Origin of the sequence: Actinomadura fulvescens (assembly GCF_039533225.1) — a bacterium.
Lineage (GTDB): Bacteria > Actinomycetota > Actinomycetes > Streptosporangiales > Streptosporangiaceae > Spirillospora > Spirillospora fulvescens.
This window is the reverse complement of record NZ_BAAATD010000001.1, coordinates 86,504-104,373: the sequence shown is the minus strand read 5'-3', so window position 1 is coordinate 104,373 and position 17,870 is coordinate 86,504. Positions and strand designations below refer to the sequence as shown.

The 17,870-nt window shown below is 71.7% G+C and carries 16 protein-coding genes; 12 read left to right on the top strand and 4 right to left on the bottom strand.

Going from position 1 to position 17,870, the window contains the following annotated elements; genetic code table 11:
• Positions 1-4 precede the first annotated feature (4 nt).
• Positions 5-2,203 (top strand): hypothetical protein, encoded by a 2,199-nt coding sequence (locus tag ABD333_RS00475; RefSeq protein WP_344536579.1) that lies wholly within the window; start codon positions 5-7, stop codon positions 2,201-2,203.
• Positions 2,200-2,559, top strand: a complete 360-nt coding sequence (locus ABD333_RS00470; protein ID WP_344536577.1) for a hypothetical protein — start codon at positions 2,200-2,202, stop codon at positions 2,557-2,559. The genes ABD333_RS00475 and ABD333_RS00470 overlap by 4 nt, the downstream gene beginning before the upstream one ends.
• A 34-nt stretch (positions 2,560-2,593) precedes the next feature.
• Here ABD333_RS00470 and ABD333_RS00465 read toward each other — a convergent pair whose 3' ends face one another.
• Positions 2,594-3,352, bottom strand: a complete 759-nt coding sequence (locus tag ABD333_RS00465) for a GntR family transcriptional regulator (RefSeq protein ID WP_344536575.1) — start codon at positions 3,350-3,352, stop codon at positions 2,594-2,596.
• A gap of 147 nt (positions 3,353-3,499) precedes the next feature.
• Here ABD333_RS00465 and ABD333_RS00460 point away from each other — a divergent pair, with 147 nt between their 5' ends.
• The 4 genes from ABD333_RS00460 to ABD333_RS00445 all read left to right on the top strand — a co-directional run bounded on the left by ABD333_RS00460 (position 3,500) and on the right by ABD333_RS00445 (position 7,928).
• Complete coding sequence (locus ABD333_RS00460) at positions 3,500-3,718, top strand: hypothetical protein (protein WP_344536574.1); 219 nt, start codon at positions 3,500-3,502, stop codon at positions 3,716-3,718.
• Positions 3,719-4,120: 402 nt separating this feature from the next.
• Positions 4,121-5,506 carry a xylan 1,4-beta-xylosidase gene (locus tag ABD333_RS00455; protein ID WP_344536573.1) on the top strand — a complete coding sequence of 462 codons (1,386 nt, stop codon included), beginning with the start codon at positions 4,121-4,123 and terminating at the stop codon, positions 5,504-5,506.
• A complete protein-coding gene (locus ABD333_RS00450; RefSeq protein WP_344536571.1) occupies positions 5,503-6,783 on the top strand; it encodes a cytochrome P450 in 1,281 nt (426 codons plus the stop codon). Before ABD333_RS00455 ends, ABD333_RS00450 begins: the two co-directional genes overlap by 4 nt.
• A gap of 50 nt (positions 6,784-6,833) precedes the next feature.
• Complete coding sequence (locus ABD333_RS00445; protein ID WP_344536569.1) at positions 6,834-7,928, top strand: GNAT family N-acetyltransferase; 1,095 nt, start codon at positions 6,834-6,836, stop codon at positions 7,926-7,928.
• Positions 7,929-7,940: 12 nt separating this feature from the next.
• On the opposite strand, the gene ABD333_RS00440 is transcribed toward ABD333_RS00445, so the two are convergent.
• Positions 7,941-9,182 (bottom strand): hypothetical protein, encoded by a 1,242-nt coding sequence (locus tag ABD333_RS00440; protein ID WP_344536568.1) that lies wholly within the window; start codon positions 9,180-9,182, stop codon positions 7,941-7,943.
• Entirely contained in the window at positions 9,179-9,676 is a 498-nt protein-coding gene (locus tag ABD333_RS00435) for a SigE family RNA polymerase sigma factor (protein ID WP_344536567.1), read from the bottom strand. The genes ABD333_RS00440 and ABD333_RS00435 overlap by 4 nt, the downstream gene beginning before the upstream one ends.
• Before the next feature lie 166 nt (positions 9,677-9,842).
• Here ABD333_RS00435 and glgB point away from each other — a divergent pair, with 166 nt between their 5' ends.
• Together glgB and ABD333_RS00425 are read left to right on the top strand one after the other, a co-directional pair.
• On the top strand, positions 9,843-12,317 hold the full coding sequence (gene glgB, locus ABD333_RS00430; protein ID WP_344536566.1) for a 1,4-alpha-glucan branching protein GlgB: 2,475 nt from the start codon (positions 9,843-9,845) through the stop codon (positions 12,315-12,317).
• The gene (locus tag ABD333_RS00425; protein WP_344536565.1) at positions 12,314-12,694 is read left to right on the top strand and encodes an ACT domain-containing protein; all 381 of its coding nucleotides are present in this window, start codon (positions 12,314-12,316) and stop codon (positions 12,692-12,694) included. The genes glgB and ABD333_RS00425 overlap by 4 nt, the downstream gene beginning before the upstream one ends.
• Here the strand turns inward: ABD333_RS00425 and ABD333_RS00420 are convergent.
• On the bottom strand, positions 12,675-13,550 hold the full coding sequence (locus ABD333_RS00420) for an NUDIX domain-containing protein (protein ID WP_344536563.1): 876 nt from the start codon (positions 13,548-13,550) through the stop codon (positions 12,675-12,677). The two genes, ABD333_RS00425 and ABD333_RS00420, sit on opposite strands and share 20 nt — an antisense overlap.
• 87 nt (positions 13,551-13,637) lie before the next feature.
• On the opposite strand from ABD333_RS00420, the gene ABD333_RS00415 reads away from it, so the two are divergent.
• From ABD333_RS00415 to ABD333_RS00400, 4 genes are read left to right on the top strand one after another with little or no spacing between them, the layout of a single operon-like run.
• Positions 13,638-15,110, top strand: a complete 1,473-nt coding sequence (locus ABD333_RS00415; RefSeq protein WP_344536561.1) for a serine/threonine-protein kinase — start codon at positions 13,638-13,640, stop codon at positions 15,108-15,110.
• A gap of 48 nt (positions 15,111-15,158) precedes the next feature.
• Positions 15,159-15,629, top strand: a complete 471-nt coding sequence (locus ABD333_RS00410; RefSeq protein WP_344536560.1) for a PaaI family thioesterase — start codon at positions 15,159-15,161, stop codon at positions 15,627-15,629.
• Between the two features lie 17 nt (positions 15,630-15,646).
• Entirely contained in the window at positions 15,647-17,350 is a 1,704-nt protein-coding gene (gene sppA / locus ABD333_RS00405) for a signal peptide peptidase SppA (RefSeq protein ID WP_344536559.1), read from the top strand.
• 8 nt (positions 17,351-17,358) lie between these two features.
• On the top strand, positions 17,359-17,841 hold the full coding sequence (locus ABD333_RS00400; RefSeq protein WP_410557793.1) for a flavin reductase family protein: 483 nt from the start codon (positions 17,359-17,361) through the stop codon (positions 17,839-17,841).
• The last annotated feature ends 29 nt before the right edge of the window (positions 17,842-17,870 follow it).

Genomic DNA, 17,870 nt, shown 5'->3' with positions numbered 1-17,870 from the left:
ACGTGTGACGGTTCGCCAGGCCTCGCCCAGCGAGGGGGACGTTCCCCGCGACGAGCAGGCCGTTCAGCCGCCGGCGCCACGGACGCCGCGGCCGGTGCTGATCGCCCTGTGCGCGACGCTGACGCTCGGCCTCGCGCTCTTCTGGTCGCCGCTGCGCGGCGTCGACCTCGAAGCCATGGACGGCTACGGGCTCATCGGCGTGCTGCCCGCCGCGACCCTGCTCGGCGCGGCGCTGCTCGTGCTCACGTTCATGGCGACGCTGGCACTGGGCCGGCCCTACCGGCTGCTGCTGGCCGCACAGATCCTGCTGCTGATCCTCGCGCTGCACGGCGTGACGCTGGCGCTGGAGCCCAACGCGCGGTTCCCCACCGCGTGGCAGACGGCGGGCTTCATCGAGTACGTGACGCGCAACCACACGGTCAGCTGGGACCTGGACGCCCGCTTCTCCACTCCGGGCTTCTTCGCGTTCATCGCGTTCGTCATGAAGGCGGTCGGCCAGAACGACATCGAGCCGCTGCTGCGCTGGGCGCCCGCCGTCACCAACCTGCTCTACCTGGTCCCCTACATCCTGATCCTGCGGGTGCTGAGGGCGACCTGGCGGGCCAAGTGGTTCGCGGCGTGGTTGTTCATCGCCGCGAACTGGGTCGGCCAGGACTACCTGTCGCCCCAGGCGTTCGCGTACCTGCTCTATCTCTTCTTCGTGGCGATCCTGGTCAACTGGTTCCGGCACCACGACGAGACGACGACCGGTTCGGGACGCCGCCGCACTCGCGACACCCGTGAACGCAAGGGTGGGTTCTGGCGGCTCTACAACTGGCTGTTCGGGGCCAAGGACCCCGGCGAGCTGCCCGCCAAGCCGGTGGGGGTGCGGGAGCAGTCGATCCTCCTGGTCCTGCTGTTCGTCCTGATCCTGGTGGGCACCGCGGCGCACCAGCTCACCCCGTTCCTGATGACGGCGTCCTGCGCGGGGCTGGTGCTCGTGCGCCGCTGCAACCTGCGCGGCCTGCCGTTCATCGCCGGAGTGGTGTACGCGGCGTGGATCAGCTTCATGACCGTGGGCTACTGGTCCAGCCGCAAGGGCGAGCTCTTCGGCGGGCTGGGCAAGATCTTCACCAACGTGCAGCAGAGCACCGGCGGCCGGATCGGCAACGTCTCCGGCGCCACCCAGGACATCCAGATGCTGCGCATCCTGATCGCGGTCGTGGTCGTGGGCCTCGCCGTGACCGGCCTCCTGCGGCGGCGGTCCCGCGGCATCGACGACCGCGTGGCGCTCGTGCTGCTGCTCGTCCCGTTCTCCTCGTTCGGCCTGCAGAACTACGGCGGCGAGCTGGCGCTGCGCATCTACTTCTTCATGCTGCCCGCCGCCTGCCTGCTGATCTCCTATCTGTTCTTCCCGGCGCCGTTCGACGCCCCGCGCGTGCGCGACCCGAAGGTCAGGCTCTGGCTGGGCCGCCTGCGCACGGGCTCGCGCCGGCACTGGCCCGCCGTCGCGGCCGCCTCCGTCTTCGCCCTGCTGCTCACCGGCGGTTTCCTGTCGGTCCGCTACGGCAACGAGAAGTACGAGCAGGTGCGCAAGAGCGACGTGAAGGCGTTCGACGTCATGCTGCGCTCGACGGACGGCGCGGTGGGCGTCGTGTGGCTGAGCGCCGAGAACCCCGAGCTCGTCGGCGGCGAACCGGTGATGCCCTGGTCGTACCGGAGCTGGGAACGCTTCACCCGCACGCCCGTGGTCGCCAACCGCGCCGACCCGGCCGACCTCTCGCAGATCGTCCAGCGCCTCAAGGAGCAGGGGCCTGGCGGCTTCTTCGTCACCACCCGCAGCCACGAGGACTACCAGGTGCTCTCCGGGGGTCTGGCCCCCGACTACGCGATTAGGATGCGGCGCGCGATGGCCGCCTCGCCCGAGCTCACGACGGTCTTCGCCGACAAGGACGCCGCCGTCTACCGCCTCAAGAACCCGCCCGCCGAACCGCGGCCCACGGTGCCCGAGCCCGCGGGCCTCGGCATGCGCAACTCGCCCTGGACCCCGGCCGGTCTCATCTACCTGCCCGTCCTGCTCGGCGTGCTGCTGGCGCGCGAGCTGCGGCGGCTGCGGCTGCCGCCGGGCGAGCTGCGGCGCCTCCGCCCGCTCACCGTCCTCGCGATCCCCCTGCTGATCAGCGTGGTCGCGGTCATCGTCGAGAGGTTCGTGATCATCTCGTGACGATCGTGCTGGCCCTGCTGCTCTTCGCCGTTCCCGGCGCGGCGTTCTGGTCGCTGATGCGCGGCTTCGACCCGGTCGGCAGGCTCGTCGTCTCCACCGCCGCGAGCATCGTCACGGTCGCGGGCGCGGCCCAGATCCTGCTCATGGCGGGCTTCTGGTCCCCCGGCTCGGGACTGGTCGCCGTCCTGCTCCTGAGCGGCCTGGTGGCCGGTCTGGCCCGCCTGCACCGCCCCCGAAGCCTCGGGCAGCTCCACATCCCGCGCCCACCGGCCCGGGCATCGGCGAACGTCACCAGGCGCGACCTGCCCGTCCGCCGCCGGGACGAGGACGACGACGACTGGCTCTACCAGGACTGATCCCGGCTCTCCCCGATCCGCTTCCCGATCCGGCTCACAGATCGATCGAGTAGTCGAGGACGACACGGTCGGCGGGGATGACGATCTCCCGGCACACCTCCATGACCCGGGCGCGGGAGATCATGCGGCGGGTGATGCCGAGCACGGGAACGCCGGACGAGATGTGCAGGGTCTCGGCCTCCTCCGGGGTGGGCATGCGGGCCCGCACGGCCTCCTCGACACGGGTCGGCGGATGCCCCAGGTATTCGAGCTGGGCGACGGTGCCGCCGGGCCAGGGTTCGCGTGCGGGATCGGAGACCGGGCTGTCGCCGACGACGTCCCACGGCAGGTAGTTGACCGAGATCTGCTGCGGCTCGCCGCGTGCGAAGAAGACGAAGTGGCGGCGGAGGAGCTCGACGCCGGTGGGCAGCTCGAAGAGGGACGCCAGCTCGGCGTCGGCGTTCGTCCGGGTGAAGTGGCGGTCGAGCCGGTACTCGCTCCAGCCGATCCTCTGGTCGTGGGTGAACGTGGTCGCGGGCACCGCGAGCGGCCGGGAGACCGCGCGGTACCGGTCCATCGCCACCCGGCGCGCGGGCGGCGAGATCTTGACGATGGTGCCGCCGCCGCGGCGGGTCTCGATGAGCCCTTCCCCGCGCAGCAGCGCGATGGCCTGCCTGACCACGATCTCCGAGACGCCGTGGCTCGCGCACAGGTCGATCATGGTCGGCAGCCGTGAGCCCGGCGGGTAGGTACCGGCCCGGATCTGGTCGCGCAGCGTGTCGGCGATCCGGAGGTACGCCGGACGGTCCGGCATAGGCGCCACCTCCCCTCGTCGCGCCCCCGGGACCAACTTCCCCGCTATCCGCAGGGGGACGGTCCGCTTACGGACAGCTTGACACCACTTATAACCGAGTAAGACTTGTGTATACGAAACATCCGCCTCGGGGAAAGGACGACCTTGATGGGCGACTTCGACGAGTTGAAGGCGGCCATCGAGTCGGAGTTCCCCGGGTGGCTGGTCTGGCGCAGCGACGCCGGTCGCTGGTACGCCACCCGCAGCGGAGACCTCACCGACGCCCAACTCCAGGCGGGATATGCGATGACCGTCGCCGCCGACGACTCCGGCGAGCTGCGCGAGCTCCTCGTCGAGCAAGCGCGCAAGGACACGGAAGGGGACTGATGCGGGGAGGGGAGGCCCGGCGGCCCGATCCGCTGACGGGGGCGGACCGGGCCGGGGTCATTTCCGGTACGGAAGGGACCTCTGTCGCTGAGGTGACACAGGAGTAGAGACCCGGTCGGTGGGGTGGATATCACCCACCGGGCGAGGAGGACGTGACCGCACGGACGGCAAATGGCGCGACCCCCCGACGCAGTGTCGTGCCGCCCGTGCGGTCGCTGATCTCGGATTCGCTTCCCGCGGGCACAGAAAAGTGAACGGGAGGCTGAACTCCCAACCTCTTCCTGGCGTTCTAACAGTTGTGCCAGATTCACTTACCGGCACACCCGGCCACCCCTTTCCAGGAGGGCCCCTTTGGACGTCCACCCCCGCACGGAAACAAGCCGTGCCCCAGATCGTCCGGCGTTGTTCCGCAATCGCCACGGACGCCACGGCCGTCCCCGGCGGCGCCTGATCCTCATCGCGCTCGGCGCCGCGCTGGCCGGGCTGCTGATCGGGGCGATCGTGCTCGCGGTGACCGGCCGGCGACCGGGCGGAGGCGAGCCCGGGGTGACCGCGCCGGCCGCGCCCGCGACCAGGGTGGGCGCCGGGGTGCCGGGCGGGTGGCCTGCCTGGGGCTTCACCCACACGCAGAACTCCGTGGATCTCCAGCAGGGGCCGCAGCAGGCGCTCACCGACCTGTCCGCGCAGCCGATGCCGCAGGTCACGCCGATCATGGGCTGGGGCGTCGACAACCCGCAACCACGGCCGGGCGAGTTCAACTGGAGCTCGCTCGACCGGCGGATGGCGACCATCCGGCAGACGAAGGGCGCCCCCGTCATCACGCTGTGCTGCGCCCCCGACTGGATGAAGGGCGGTCCGGCGGGCGACACCGACTGGAGCCGGCTCGAACTGGCGGTGGAACCCGATCATTTCGACGACTTCGCCGCACTCGCCGGGGCGGTCGCGAAGCGTTATCCGGATGTGCGCTACTACACGGTGTGGAACGAGTTCAAGGGATTCTGGTATCCGCCCCGCAATCGCTGGGACTACGCGGGTTACACCAAGCTCTACAACAAGGTCTATACCACCCTTAAAAAGGTCAACAAGGATATCAAGGTGGGCGGTCCGTACATGGTCCTGAACAGCGACGCCCCCGGCCGCCAGAACCGTCCCTCCGAGCTGACCGGCCCCTGGGGACGGATGGACCAACGTGATCTCGACGCGATCAAATACTGGATGAAGCACAAGAAGGGCGCCGACTTCCTCGTGGTCGACGGGCACAGCATGCCCGTCCAGAAGGAGGTCCGGCTCAACGAGTTCCAGGTGCTGTCGAAGTTCTCCGACCTGACCCGGTGGCTGCGCGCCCTCGGCGGCGGCCTGCCCGTGTGGTGGGCCGAGTGGTACGTCGAGCCGGTGCCGTCGGACTGGACCGACGAGCGCCGGGGGGCCGTGCACACCGCCGCGATGATGGAGTTCGTCCGCGGCGGCGCGGCCGGCGCCTACTACTGGAGCCCGCAGACGCCCTGGAACGCGCAGACCGCGGCCACCGCCGGCTGCGCGGGCTGCCTGTGGTCGGGCAGCGCGGGCGGCGGCGCGACCCCGACCCTCGGGATGCTGCAGAACTTCGCCCGCTGGTTCCCGCCCGGCACCCCGCTCGCCGATGTCCGGTCGTCCAACCCGGCGGTACGGGTCCTGGCGCAGCGGCGGCAGCTCGTCGTGGTCAACACTGCCGACCGGCCCGCGCAGACCGAGCTTGAGGGAGCCCCGCTCACCCTCGGCCCGTACGAGGTGAAGTGGATCAGCAGATGACCGTCGCCCCCTACTCCGCCGCCCGGGCGCGCGAGCTCGGCATCGACCTGGTCGACATCGCGTTCTGGGACCGTCCGCACGAGGCCCGGCTCGCCGACTTCGCCCGGCTCCGGGCGCTCGGCGCACCGGTCTACTTCGCCGAGCCGCGCGTGCCGCTCGTCCGGGCGGGCAAGGGCTTCCACGCGCTGGTCAGGCACGCCGACGTCGTCGAGGCCAGCCGCAACGCCAAGGTCTTCTCCAGCGAGCCGGCGGCCACGTCGCCCGAGCCGCCGCCGTGGCTGGCCAAGCTGTTCGGCACGCCGATGGTCAACATGGACGACCCGGCGCACGCCCGGCTGCGGCGCATCGTGTTCCGCGCGTTCACCCCCAAGATGCTGGCCAGGATCGAGGACGAGGTCCAGGCGATCGCGAGCCGCGTCGTCGACACGGTGGTCGAGGAGGGTCCGCGTGACTTCGTCGCGCAGGTCGCCGCGCCGTTCCAGCTCGCCGTCATCTGCGCGATGATGGGCATCCCCGAGAAGGCCAGGCCCTACGTCCTGTCGCGGGTGGACGCCATGACCGAGTACTCGGGCGTCCGCGGCTCGCTGGCCAGCCCCCGCACGCTGCGGTTGCTCTACGGCAATCTCAGAGCCATCGTCGACCTGCACCGGCTGGTGGCCAGGCTCGGCCGCGTCCGGCGCGAGCGGCCCGCGGACGACCTGGTGTCGGCGCTGGTCAACGCCAACCCCGACGGCGAACGGCTGTCGATCCGCGAGCTCGGCTCGTTCTTCGACCTGCTGCTGGTCGCGGGCAACGAGACGACCCGCAACACGCTCACGCACGGGCTGAAGCTGTTCACCGACCATCCGGACCAGCGTGACCTCCTGCTGTCGGACTACGACGCGCACATCGGCGGCGCGATCGAGGAGCTGGTGCGGTACGTGTCGCCGATCATCCAGTTCCGGCGGACGGTGACCACGGAGTACGAGCTCGGCGGGCACACGTTCCGGCCCGGTGACAAGGTCGTGCTGTTCTACCCGGCCGCCAACCGCGACCCGGAGGCGTTCAAGGACCCCGACAGCTTCGACATCACCCGCGAGCCGGGCAGGCACGTGGCGTTCGGCGGACCGGGACCGCACCTGTGCCTGGGCGCCAACCTCGCCCGCATGGAGCTGAAGATCATGTTCCGGGAGCTGTTCACGCGGCTGCCCGGCCTGCGCGCGAGCGGAGAGCCCGCCTACCTGCTCTCGAACTTCGACAACGGCATAACGCGCCTGCCCTTCACCTACTCCCGCTAGCCCGTCCCTTCCCGAACGGCCCTCCCCGCGCCGCCAACAGGAGACGCCCAATGCACGTGTCCGTCGTCCGTCCGCGCGAACTCGGTGACACCGAGCTGACCGCCTGGCGCAAGATGCAAGCCGATCAGCCCCACCTGGCCAACCCGTTCCTGTCGGCCGGCTACTCGATCGCGGTCGACCACGTCATCGACGGCGCCCGCGTCGCCGTGCTCACCGAGGGCGCCGACATCGTGGGCTTCTTCCCGTTCGAGAAGCACGGCCGCGCCACCGCGGGCGCGATCGGCGGGTGGCTGTCGCTCGGCCAGGGCCTCGTGCACGCCTCCGGGCTGGAGCTGGACGCCCGGTGGCTGCTGCGCAGCTGCGGCCTCGCCGCCTGGGAGTTCGGCACGCTCGTCGGCGACCAGCCGTGGTTCGCTCCGTACGCCACCAAACGGCTCGACTCGGCCGTGATGGACCTGCGCGGCGGCTTCGAGGGCTTCACAGGCCGGCTCAAGGCGAAGGGCTCCAAGGTCGTCAAGCAGACGCGGTACAAGGAGCGCAAGCTCGGCCGTGACGTCGGCGAGGTCACGTTCGCCTTCGACGTGCGCGACGACACGTCCCTGGCGCTCGTCCGCGCGTGGAAGTCCGACCAGTACCGCGCGATGGGCCGCGCCGACCGCTTCGCCAAACCGTGGGTGGCCGAACTCGTCGAACGCCTGCACCACACCCACGGCGAGCACTTCGCCGGATCGTTGTCCATGCTGTACGCCGACGGACGTCCCGTCGCGGGGCACTTCGGGCTGCGCAGCGACCGCACGCTCGTCACGTGGTTCCCGGTGTACGACCCGCAGTTCGCCAAGTACTCCCCCGGGCTCGCGCTGCACCTGCACATGGCCGAGCAGGCCGCCGCGCTCGGCGTCCAGGACATCGACATGGGCCCGTCCGTCGGCTGGCGCTACAAGCAGGAGCTCCAGACCCGTTCCCACGAGGTCGCCGAAGGCGTCGTCCGGCGCCCGACGGCCGCGGGCGCGGCGCACTGGCTCCGCCGCGAGCCCGTCGCCCGCACCCGCGACCTGATCCTCAACAACAAGACCCTCTACGGCCTGGCCGACCGCACCATGCGCCGCTACGGCCGGTGGCGGGCACGGTCGGGTGAGCAGAACTGACACACGGGCCGCTCAGGAGAGACAGGCGTCCGGTCCGTCCAACATCGTGAGCTTGCCGTCGTGCGCGAAGTACACCCCCTTCTCATCGCCCGCGAGCGCGAGCTTCCCGCTGCCGTACGGCGCGGGATAGGTCGCCAGCCTCGCGCCGGTCCGCCGGTCGAAGCAGCTCAGCCGGTGCTGCTCCGGCGAGTAGATCCAGAGCCTGGAGCCCAGCCCATGGGCCTGGACGTCCGGCGGCGCGGGCAGGGCGCCGAGATCCCCGCCCGGAGCCTCCGCCACCTTGTCGCCGACGACGAGATGCACGAAGCGCAGCCCCCAGCCCGCGTGCTCGACGCGCCACAGATGGCGGTTCCAGGCGGGGACGACGTCAAGGGTCGCCGGCCACGGCAGCTGCTGGATGGCGCTGTCGGCCGTCATGCTGAGCAGTGCCATGCGGCTCTCGCTGGGCCGTATGACACACCACACCACGGCCCTGTCGGCCTCCGCGTCGACGTCGACGACGCCACCGATCCCCAAGCACCCCCAGGGAGTGTGGACGACGCGGCGGGGAAGTCCGCTGGCGGGATCACGCAGGGTGAAGACCCGGCGTCGCGGGGCCGACGCCGCGCTCGCCGACCCGGCCGTCCACAGGCTGCCATCGGCCGTCCCGGTCGTACCGGTCGTACCGGTCGTCCAGGTCGGCCCGGTCGCCTCTGTCGTGCCGGTCGTCCGGTCGCCGGCGTCGAGCCGGGTCCGGTTGCCGCGCTTGAGGCTGTACGGGTCGAGCCGATCGAGGTTGTGGGGTCGGCCGGGGGTCGTGATGCGCGGGGCGACCCACAGGCGCCCGTCCGCCACCAGCAGCTGATCCTTCGGCGACGCGGTCGACGGCGGTGACACCGCCACGAACCGGCCGGCGGCCCGGTCGAGGCGGTACACGCGTCCGCCGCCCCGCACGTAGAGCGAGTCGGACGTGGCGATCAGCTGGTCGGCGTGGCCGCCGGGAACCGGCAGCGGCAGCGTGACCGAGGTCATCGGGCGGGGCGGCCGGGCGCCGTCCCCGCCGCCGGGCATCCCGGTCAGCGCGACGGCCACGATGATCGCGGCGGCCACCGCGACCGCCCCCGCCGCGGTGCGCGAGGTCCGGCGGCGGCGCAGGCGCCGGGCGCCCGTCTCGATCTCGTCGAGCACGTCCGGTGGGGCGGGCAACGCCCAGCGTTCGTCGCGCAGGGCCGCGCGGAGCCGCCCGTCAAGATCGGTCGTCCGGTCACCGGTCACTGTGTCACCTCCGCGGCCTCGGCGGCCTCGGCGGCCGCCAGCCGGGCCCGCAGCTTGGCGAGCGCCTTGCTGGCCTGGCTCTTGACCGTTCCCTGGGAGCACCCGAGCGTGTCGGCGATCTGGGCCTCCGTCATGTCCTCGTAGTAGCGCAGCACCATCACGGCACGCTGCCGGGGAGGCAGCGCCGCCAGCGCGTCTCGCATGGCCCAGCCCTCCTCCGGTTCGGCGCGGTGCGGCGGCGGCTCGGGCGGAGCGGCGGTGAGCAGCTCGCGCCAGGCCCGCCGCCTGTCGTTGATCACCAGCCGCGCGATCGTCCGCCGCACGTAGCCCTCGGGGTCGTCCTTGCGCTGGACCCGCGGCCACGCCAGCAACGTCCTGGTGAGGGCCGTCTGCACGATGTCCTCGGCCCGGTGGGCGTCCCCGGTGAGCAGGTGCGCGTAGCGCAGCAGGGCGGGCACGCGCGCCGCCGCCCAGTCCCGGAAATCCGCGTCCAACCGTCAGCTCCCAACGAGGCCGTCGGCGGCCTCACCCACTCAAGGACACATGAGAGCACATACGGGTTGCCCCGAAACCTGACCGGTCCGGAGAAGTGAGATATGCCGATCTACGGGCAGTCCTACCTTGAAGTCCGACCCCCTGCGGTGAGGAGGCCATGAATCCATGGCACGGGTGACGCGCGCTGAGATCGACCGGCTCGTCGGCGGAGACCACCACGACCCCCACGGCATCCTGGGTGCCCATCCCGGTCGGGACGGCGTCACGGTGCGGGCGTTGCGCCCGATGGCGGAGAACGTCGAGGTGGTCCTGCCCAACGGCGACCGGCACCGGATGCGCCATTTCCACGAGGGTGTGTTCACCGTCACCCTCCCCCCGGAGGCGTCGCTGTCCGGATCCGGGCAGAAGGAGCCGCCGCTCGCCGTCCCCGACTACCGGCTCGCCGTCCGGTACGCGGGCGGGCACGAGGTCGTCCAGGACGATCCGTACCGCCACGTGCCCACCCTCGGCGAGCTGGACCTGCACCTGATCAGCGAGGGACGGCACGAGGAGCTGTGGCGGGCGCTGGGCGCGCGGGTCCGTACGTACGCCTCCGCGTTCGGACCCGTGACGGGCACCGGCTTCTCGGTCTGGGCGCCCACCGCGCGGGGCGTCCGGGTGCTGGGCGACTTCAACCACTGGGACGGGCGCACCCATCCGATGCGGTCGCTGGGCTCGACCGGAGTGTGGGAGGTCTTCGTCCCCGAGGTCACCGACGGCGCCGTCTACAAGTTCGAGGTCTTCGGCGCGGACGGGGTCTGGCGGGCCAAGGCCGACCCCATGGCGCAGGCGACCGAGACTCCGCCCAAGACCGGCTCCCGCGTCTTCACCTCACGGTACGAGTGGGGCGACGGCGACTGGATGGACCGGCGCAAGGAGCGGTCGTGGGTCTCCGAGCCGATGAGCGTGTACGAGGTGCACCTAGGCTCGTGGCGTCCCGGCCTCGGCTACCGCGAACTGGCCGACGAGCTCACCGAGTACGTCCACGACATGAACTTCACGCACGTGGAGTTGCTGCCGGTCGCCGAACATCCGTACGGCCCGTCCTGGGGTTACCAGGTGACGTCGTACTACGCCCCCACCTCGCGGTTCGGAGACCCGGACGACTTCCGGCACCTGGTCGACCGGCTGCACCAGGCGGGCATCGGCGTCATCGTCGACTGGGTGCCCGCGCACTTCCCCAAGGACGAGTGGGCGCTGGCCCGTTTCGACGGTACGGCGCTCTACGAGCACGAGGACCCGGCGCGCGGCGAGCACCCCGACTGGGGGACGCTGGTCTTCAACTTCGGGCGAGCCGAGGTGCGCAACTTCCTGGTGGCCAACGCGTGCTACTGGCTGGAGGAGTTCCACATCGACGGGCTGCGGGTCGACGCCGTGGCCTCGATGCTCTACCTCGACTACTCGCGCGAGGAGGGCCAGTGGACGCCCAACGTCTACGGCGGCCGGGAGAACCTGGAGGCCATCTCGTTCCTCCAGGAGATGAACGCGACGGCCTACAAGCGCAATCCGGGGATCATGACGATCGCCGAGGAGTCGACCGCCTGGCCCGGCGTCACCCGGCCCACCCACCTCGGCGGGCTCGGCTTCGGCTTCAAGTGGAACATGGGCTGGATGCACGACACGCTGGAGTACCTGCGGCACGAGCCGGTCTTCCGGCACTACCACCACGGCGAGATCACGTTCTCGATGGTGTACGCGTTCTCCGAGAACTACGTGCTCCCGCTCTCCCATGACGAGGTCGTGCACCTGAAGGGGTCGCTGCTCGGCAAGATGCCCGGGGACAGCTGGCAGAAGTTCGCCGGGCTGCGGGTGCTGCTGGCCTACCAGTGGTCGCACCCCGGCAAGCAGCTGGTCTTCATGGGCGGCGAGTTCGGCCAGGGCGCCGAATGGGCCGAGGAGCGCCCGCTCGACTGGTGGCTGCTGGACGACGCCGCCGACGGCGCCGCCCACATCGGCGTGCGGCGGCTCGTCCGCGACCTCAACCGCGACTACCGGACCCATCCCGCGCTGTGGACCAGGGACAACGAGCCCGAGGGCTTCGAGTGGATCGACGCCAACGACGCGGCGGGCAACGTGCTGTCGTTCCTGCGCCGCGGGACGGACGCCGGGGGTGAACGCGCACCGGTCGTGGCCTGCGTGATCAACTTCTCCGGCAACCCGCACGAGGACTACCGGCTCGGCCTGCCGCACGCGGGCCCGTGGCGCGAGGTGCTCAACACCGACGCCTTCGAGTACGGCGGCAGCGGCGTCGGCAACATGGGCCTGGTCGAGGCCACCGACGAACCTTGGCACGCCCAGCCTGCGTCGGCCCTGCTCCGCGTTCCCCCGATGGGCGCCGTCTGGCTCGTCCCGGACGACCCCGCGGAGGGCATCGTGGACGACCTCCCCGAGGCCGTCACCGCGACCGTCGAGAACGACCTTCCCGCCGCCCCCTCCGGCGTCCATGCCAACGCCCCGGCCGAGGCCCCCGACAGCCCACCCGCCGGAGTCCCGGCGGGTGGAACGGCGGGCGGACCGATCGACATGCCGCCCGGCAGCTCGTCCGGCTCACTCGCCGGGGGCCTGGCCGAGCCGAAGGAGCCGCCTAGACTGCCCGAGTGACCTCTCCTGCCGCGCAGAAGCTCCAAGTCGTGCCCTCACAGTTCATGGTGGAGCACGTGCCGAACGCGACGTTTCCCGAGGACGACGAGTGGATCGCCTTGGTGCGGGCGCCGGAGGGGCTGACCGTGATCCGTGAGGCGGCGCCGTACTCGGACGCCGCACGCTGGGTCGGCTTCTACGGCGGCGCGAGCGCGCACGGGCTGGACGTGCCGGGGATGCTGGCGGCGATCGTGGGACCGCTGGGCGACGCCGGGATCTCGGTCTTCGTGGCCTCGACGTACCACGCCGACCTGGTGCTGGTGCCCGAGCGCCGGCTCGCGGAGGCGACGGCCGTCCTGAAAGAGGCCGGCCACGAGGTCAGTTCCGCGACGGCCTGATCCGGTCGAGCAGCCAGCCGGGGCCGGTGACGGCCGCGCCCTGCTCGGCGACGCGGCTGCGCAACTCCCGGTCGGCGGTCACCACCAGATAGCTGGTGTCCGGCTCGGGATCGCGCACGAGCTCGACGATCTGGTCATCGCCGCTGCGCGGGGCGGCCACGACCTCGACGCCCTCGACGCTCTCGACACCGCTGGCGGCACCCTCGACCACCAGGACGACGTCGGGGAAGACCCGGTCGAACGGCAGGAGATCGGCCAGGCTCTCCGGCAGGCCCGAGACGCCCTCGTTCAGCGCCACCAGCTCGTCGCGGAGCCGGCTGTTGGCGCCGGCCCGGTCCTTCCACCATCCGTCGGGCCGCGAGCCCACGACGTTGGCGCCGTCCACGACCAGCACGAGCCGGCTCATGGCGTACCGCAGCCGGGGCCAGGAGCGGGCGAACGGCTCGAAGAGGCGCTTGCCGGTGACCTCGTCGACGGGCACCCAGGCGGCCCTGCGGGTCTCCATCGAGGCGGGCCGGACGGCGACCATGCGGGGAACGGAGCCGACCACGGACACGAAGTCCCAGCCGCCGTGGTCCTCGGTGCTGACGCCATGTACCCGTACTACCCGGGTGTCCAGCGTGCACTCCTCGGACGTCTCACGCAGCGCGGCCGCCACCGGGTCCTCGTGGCTGTGCCGGGCGCCGCCGAACATGCCCCACGTACCGCCGCCGAGGCCCCACCACGCACGCTGCTGGAGCAGCACCCGGACCACGCCGTCGGTGCCGCGGTGGAACGGCAGCAGCCCCGCCGCCCCGAACCGCCCCCAGTGCGTGTGCCCCAGTTCGCAGCGGCCCCAGCCATCGCCGTCTCCCATATGGGGACGATATCCGCTGACCGATCAAAGTACGGTGGTGTCGTCACTCGGGGGGTGGCCAGTTAGGCATGCCCTGGAGGAATCCCGATGGCGGTCCTGCCCCTCGAACCCGACGACCCGCGTGAGACGGGCCGCTACCGCCTGACGGGACGGCTCGGCGAGGGCGGCCAGGGCGTGGTCTACCTCGGCGAAGGGCCGTCCGGGGAACGCGTCGCCGTCAAGATGCTCAAGACCACCGACGCGGCGGCGCGGGCGCGCTTCGCGCGGGAGATGGAGGCGGCCCGGCGCGTCGCGCCGTTCTGCACGGCCGCGGTCCTGGGCTCCGCCGCCGACGGGGCGCATCCGTACGTGGTGAGCGAGTACGTGGACGGGCCGTCGCTCCAGCAACGGGTCGACGAGCGGGGCCCGTTGCTCCACGGCGACCTCCAGCGGCTCGCGGTCAACACCGCCAGCGCGCTCGCGGCCATCCACGGCGCGGGGATCGTGCACCGCGACCTGAAGCCCGCGAACGTGCTGCTGGGGCCGGACGGGCCGCGCGTCGTGGACTTCGGCATCGCCCGTGCCATCGACGCCGAGACGCACACACAGCTCGTCGGCACGCCCGCGTACTTCGCGCCCGAATGGCTGGCCGGGCACGCGCCGACGCCCGCCTCCGACGTCTTCGCCTGGGCGGGGACGATGGTCTTCGCGGCGACGGGGCGCCCGCCGTTCGGCAAGGCCGCCAGCATCCCGGCGGTGATGCACCGGATCGCCAACGGCGAGCCGGATCTGACCGGAGTCCCGCCGTCCCTGTCCGGCCTGCTGGCGGAGTGCTTCCGTAAAGATCCGGCCGCTCGCCCGTCGGCACGCGATCTGATGGTCCGCTTGGTGGATCCGGCGGGCCACAGCGTTCCGCCGCAGGCCGTTCAACCGCAGGCCGCGCCGCCGCAGGCCCCTTCGCCGCAGCCCGCGCCGGGCGTCTACTCGCCCGCCATGCCGACGTCACCCGTCGACCAGCCCCCGCGCCGCTCGCGCCGGGCCGCACTCGCGATCGCGGGCGCCGGAACGGTCATCGTCGTGCTCGTCGGCGTCATCGCGTATCTCCTCGGGGTCGGCGACGACGACGGCAAGGGCGGCCGTCCCGGCGCCGGAGGCACGACGTCCACGAGCGGGACGCCCAAGAACGAGTCCCCGCCACCGTCGACGTCCGGGAGTCCCGCGCAGACGGGCGGTGACACCGTTCCGGCGGAGTTCGCGGGAACGTGGAAGGGCACGATCACCCAGACCGGCGGGATCACCGTCGAAGGGAGCTCCTCCACGGGCGTCACGGTGCGGCTGGCGGCGGGCAAGAGCGACGGCACCGCTGACTACGAGACCTGGGGTTGCCATTTCACCCTGAAGGTCATGAAGGCGTCCGGGAGCAGGCTGGAGTTCCAGGAGACGCCCAAGGACAGCCAGGGCACGACGGGCTTCTGCTTCGGCGGCGCGTTGACGCTGACGCTCCAGTCGGGCTCGCTCAAGTACACCGCCGGGGGCGGCGCGACGGGCACGAGCACCGGGACGCTGAGCAGATCCGGGTGACCGTTACCCTTGCGAACGAGAGGTAACTGATCATTTGGAGTTGACCCGTTGAGCATCGACCAGGCGAGCGCCGACCTGTGGAATTCCCTGAGCGGGGCGGAGCTCATCCAGGCCATGGGGGACGGCCGGTTCCCGGAGCTGAGCAACGTCGACGAGCACCTCGGCCAGCGGATCGTGGCCGCCGAGCCCGGCCGCGTCGAGCTCGCCTGGACGCCCGGCGAGCACCTGTGCAACCCGGCGGGCGGCGTGCACGGCGGCTACATCGCGATGATCCTCGACAACACGGTCTGCTTCGCGGGCGCGAGCACCGGCGCGCACTTCGTCCCGCAGCTCACGCTCAACCTCACCATCGACTACCTGCGCGGCGTCCAGGCGGGCGAGACGTACACGGTCGTCGGCACCTGCGTGAAGCCGGGCCGCACCCGCCTGGTCTCCACCGCCCTCATCACCGACGTCCAGGGCCGTCCGGTGGCTCAGGCGAGCGGCAGCACCGTGCCCAACCAGGCCTTCGCGCGCTGAGCGCATAAGGTGGGTCCATGGTGGATCCGGGTTCAGTCGTCAGCGCGATCAAGCAGGCCCGGGACCGGCGGACGGCACCGCTGGTCCTGGAGCTCGACCTCACCGACGGCATCGTGGAGACGCCGCCGGCCGACCCGCTGGCAGCGCTCCTGTCCATGCGGCGCACGCATCTGCGGGACGTGCTCGAAGGCCTGCGCCGTGCCCGCTCCGACACCCGGGTGCGGGCGCTCGTCGTCAAGATCACCGGCGGTCTCGGGCTGGCCATGGTGCAGGAGCTGCGCGAGGCCGTGACGGCCGTGCGCGAGGCGGGCAAGCACACCGTCGCGTGGGCCGAGACGTTCGGCGAGGGCGGCCGGGGCACCGTCCCCTACTACCTGGCCAGCGCGTTCGACCGGGTCTACCTGCAGCCGACCGGCGAGCTGGGCATGACCGGCATCGCGCTGGAGGAGCCGTTCTTCGCGGGCGCTCTGGAGAAGCTCGGCGTCCAGCCACGGTTCGCCAAGCGCCACGAATACAAGACGATGGCCAACACCTTCATGGAGAAGGCCTACACCCCCGAGCACGAAGAGTCGTCCCGGCGTCTGGTCACCTCGCTCGGCGAGCAGATCACCGAGGGCATCGCGGCGGCCCGCGGACTGCCGGCCGACCGGGTCCGCGAGCTGACCGACCGGGGTCCGCTGCTGGCCGCCGAGGCCCTGGAGGCGGGGCTGGTCGACCGGCTCGGCTACCGCGACGAGGTCTACGCCGACCTGCGCGAGGAGGTCGGCGACCAGGCGCTGCTGCGGTACGTGGCGCGCTACAACCGCACGCACGGGCTCTCCCGGCGGCTGCCCCAGCCCGGACGGCAGGACGTCGTCGCGCTGATCAACGGGCACGGCCCGATCAGGCTCGGGCGCAGCGGCCGAGGCGGGCCGCTTCCTACGCAGGGCGTGGCGATGGGCTCTGACACCATCGGCGCCGCGCTGCGCGCCGCAGTGAAGGACGACCGGGTCAAGGCGATCGTGTTCCGCGTCAACAGCCCCGGCGGTTCGGCGGTGGCCTCCGACGCGATCTGGCGCGAGGTCGTCCTGGCCCGCAAGGCGGGCAAGCCGGTCATCGTCTCGATGGGCAACGTGGCGGCCTCGGGCGGCTACTACGTGGCGATGGCCGCCGACACGATCGTCGCGCAGCCCGGCACCATCACCGGCTCGATCGGCGTGGTCGTCGGCAAGGCCGTCGTCAACGGCCTGCTCGACCGGGTCGGGGTGGGGCTCGGCACCGTCGCCGAGGGCGAGCACGCCCGCATGTTCAGCTCGACCAAGGACTTCAGCGACTCGGAGTGGGAACGCGTCAACGCCTCGCTCGACCAGATCTACGCCGACTTCACCGGCAAGGTGGCCGAGGGCCGCGGCCTGTCCCAGGAACGCGTGCACGAGCTGGCGCGCGGCCGTGTCTGGACCGGCGCCGACGCCAAGGAGCACGGCCTGGTGGACGAGCTGGGCGGCCTCGACCTGGCGCTCGACCTGGCCCGCAAGAAGGGCGGGCTGGCCGCCGACGCGCCGGTCCGCCCGTACCCGCACACCTCGCCGCTCGAACGGCTGCGCCCGCCGGAGTCCAGCGAGGACCGCACCGCGGCGACCGCCCGCTTCGACGGCTGGGGCTCGCTCGGCGGCATGGCCGCCCGTCTCGGCCTGCCCGCCGCCGGCCCGCTCACCCTGCCCGGCAGCTGGGAGATCCGCTGACGGTGGAGCTGAACGCCACGGACTACACCGAGGCCGTCGCCGGATTCGCGACGGGCGTGGTCGTGCTGACCATACGCGACGGCCGCGACGACCTCGGCACCACCGTCACCTCGTTCATGTCGGTGTCGATGGAGCCGCCGATGGTCCTGGCGGGCGTCTCGTCCACCTCCTACCTCAGCGAGGTGCTGAGCCGCCAGGACCGCTGGGCCGCGACCGTCCTCAGCACCGGCCAGCGCGCCCTGGCAGGCCGCTTCGCCGCCGAGGGCCGCCCGAGCGCCCGCCTTCTGCTCGCCAGCGAGCCCCACCACCGCGGCCCGCTGTCCGAGGCACTGATCCTCGACAACGGGCTGGCCGCCCTCGAATGCGAGACCCGCCAGCGCATCGAGGCGGGCGACCACCACCTCTTCGTCGCCGAGGTCCTCTCCGCCGACTACATAGCCCGCCGCGAAAAACCCCTAATCCGCGTAAACCGCCGTTACCTCGGCCCCTAAACGATCCAGCCGACACGATAGGCCAATGA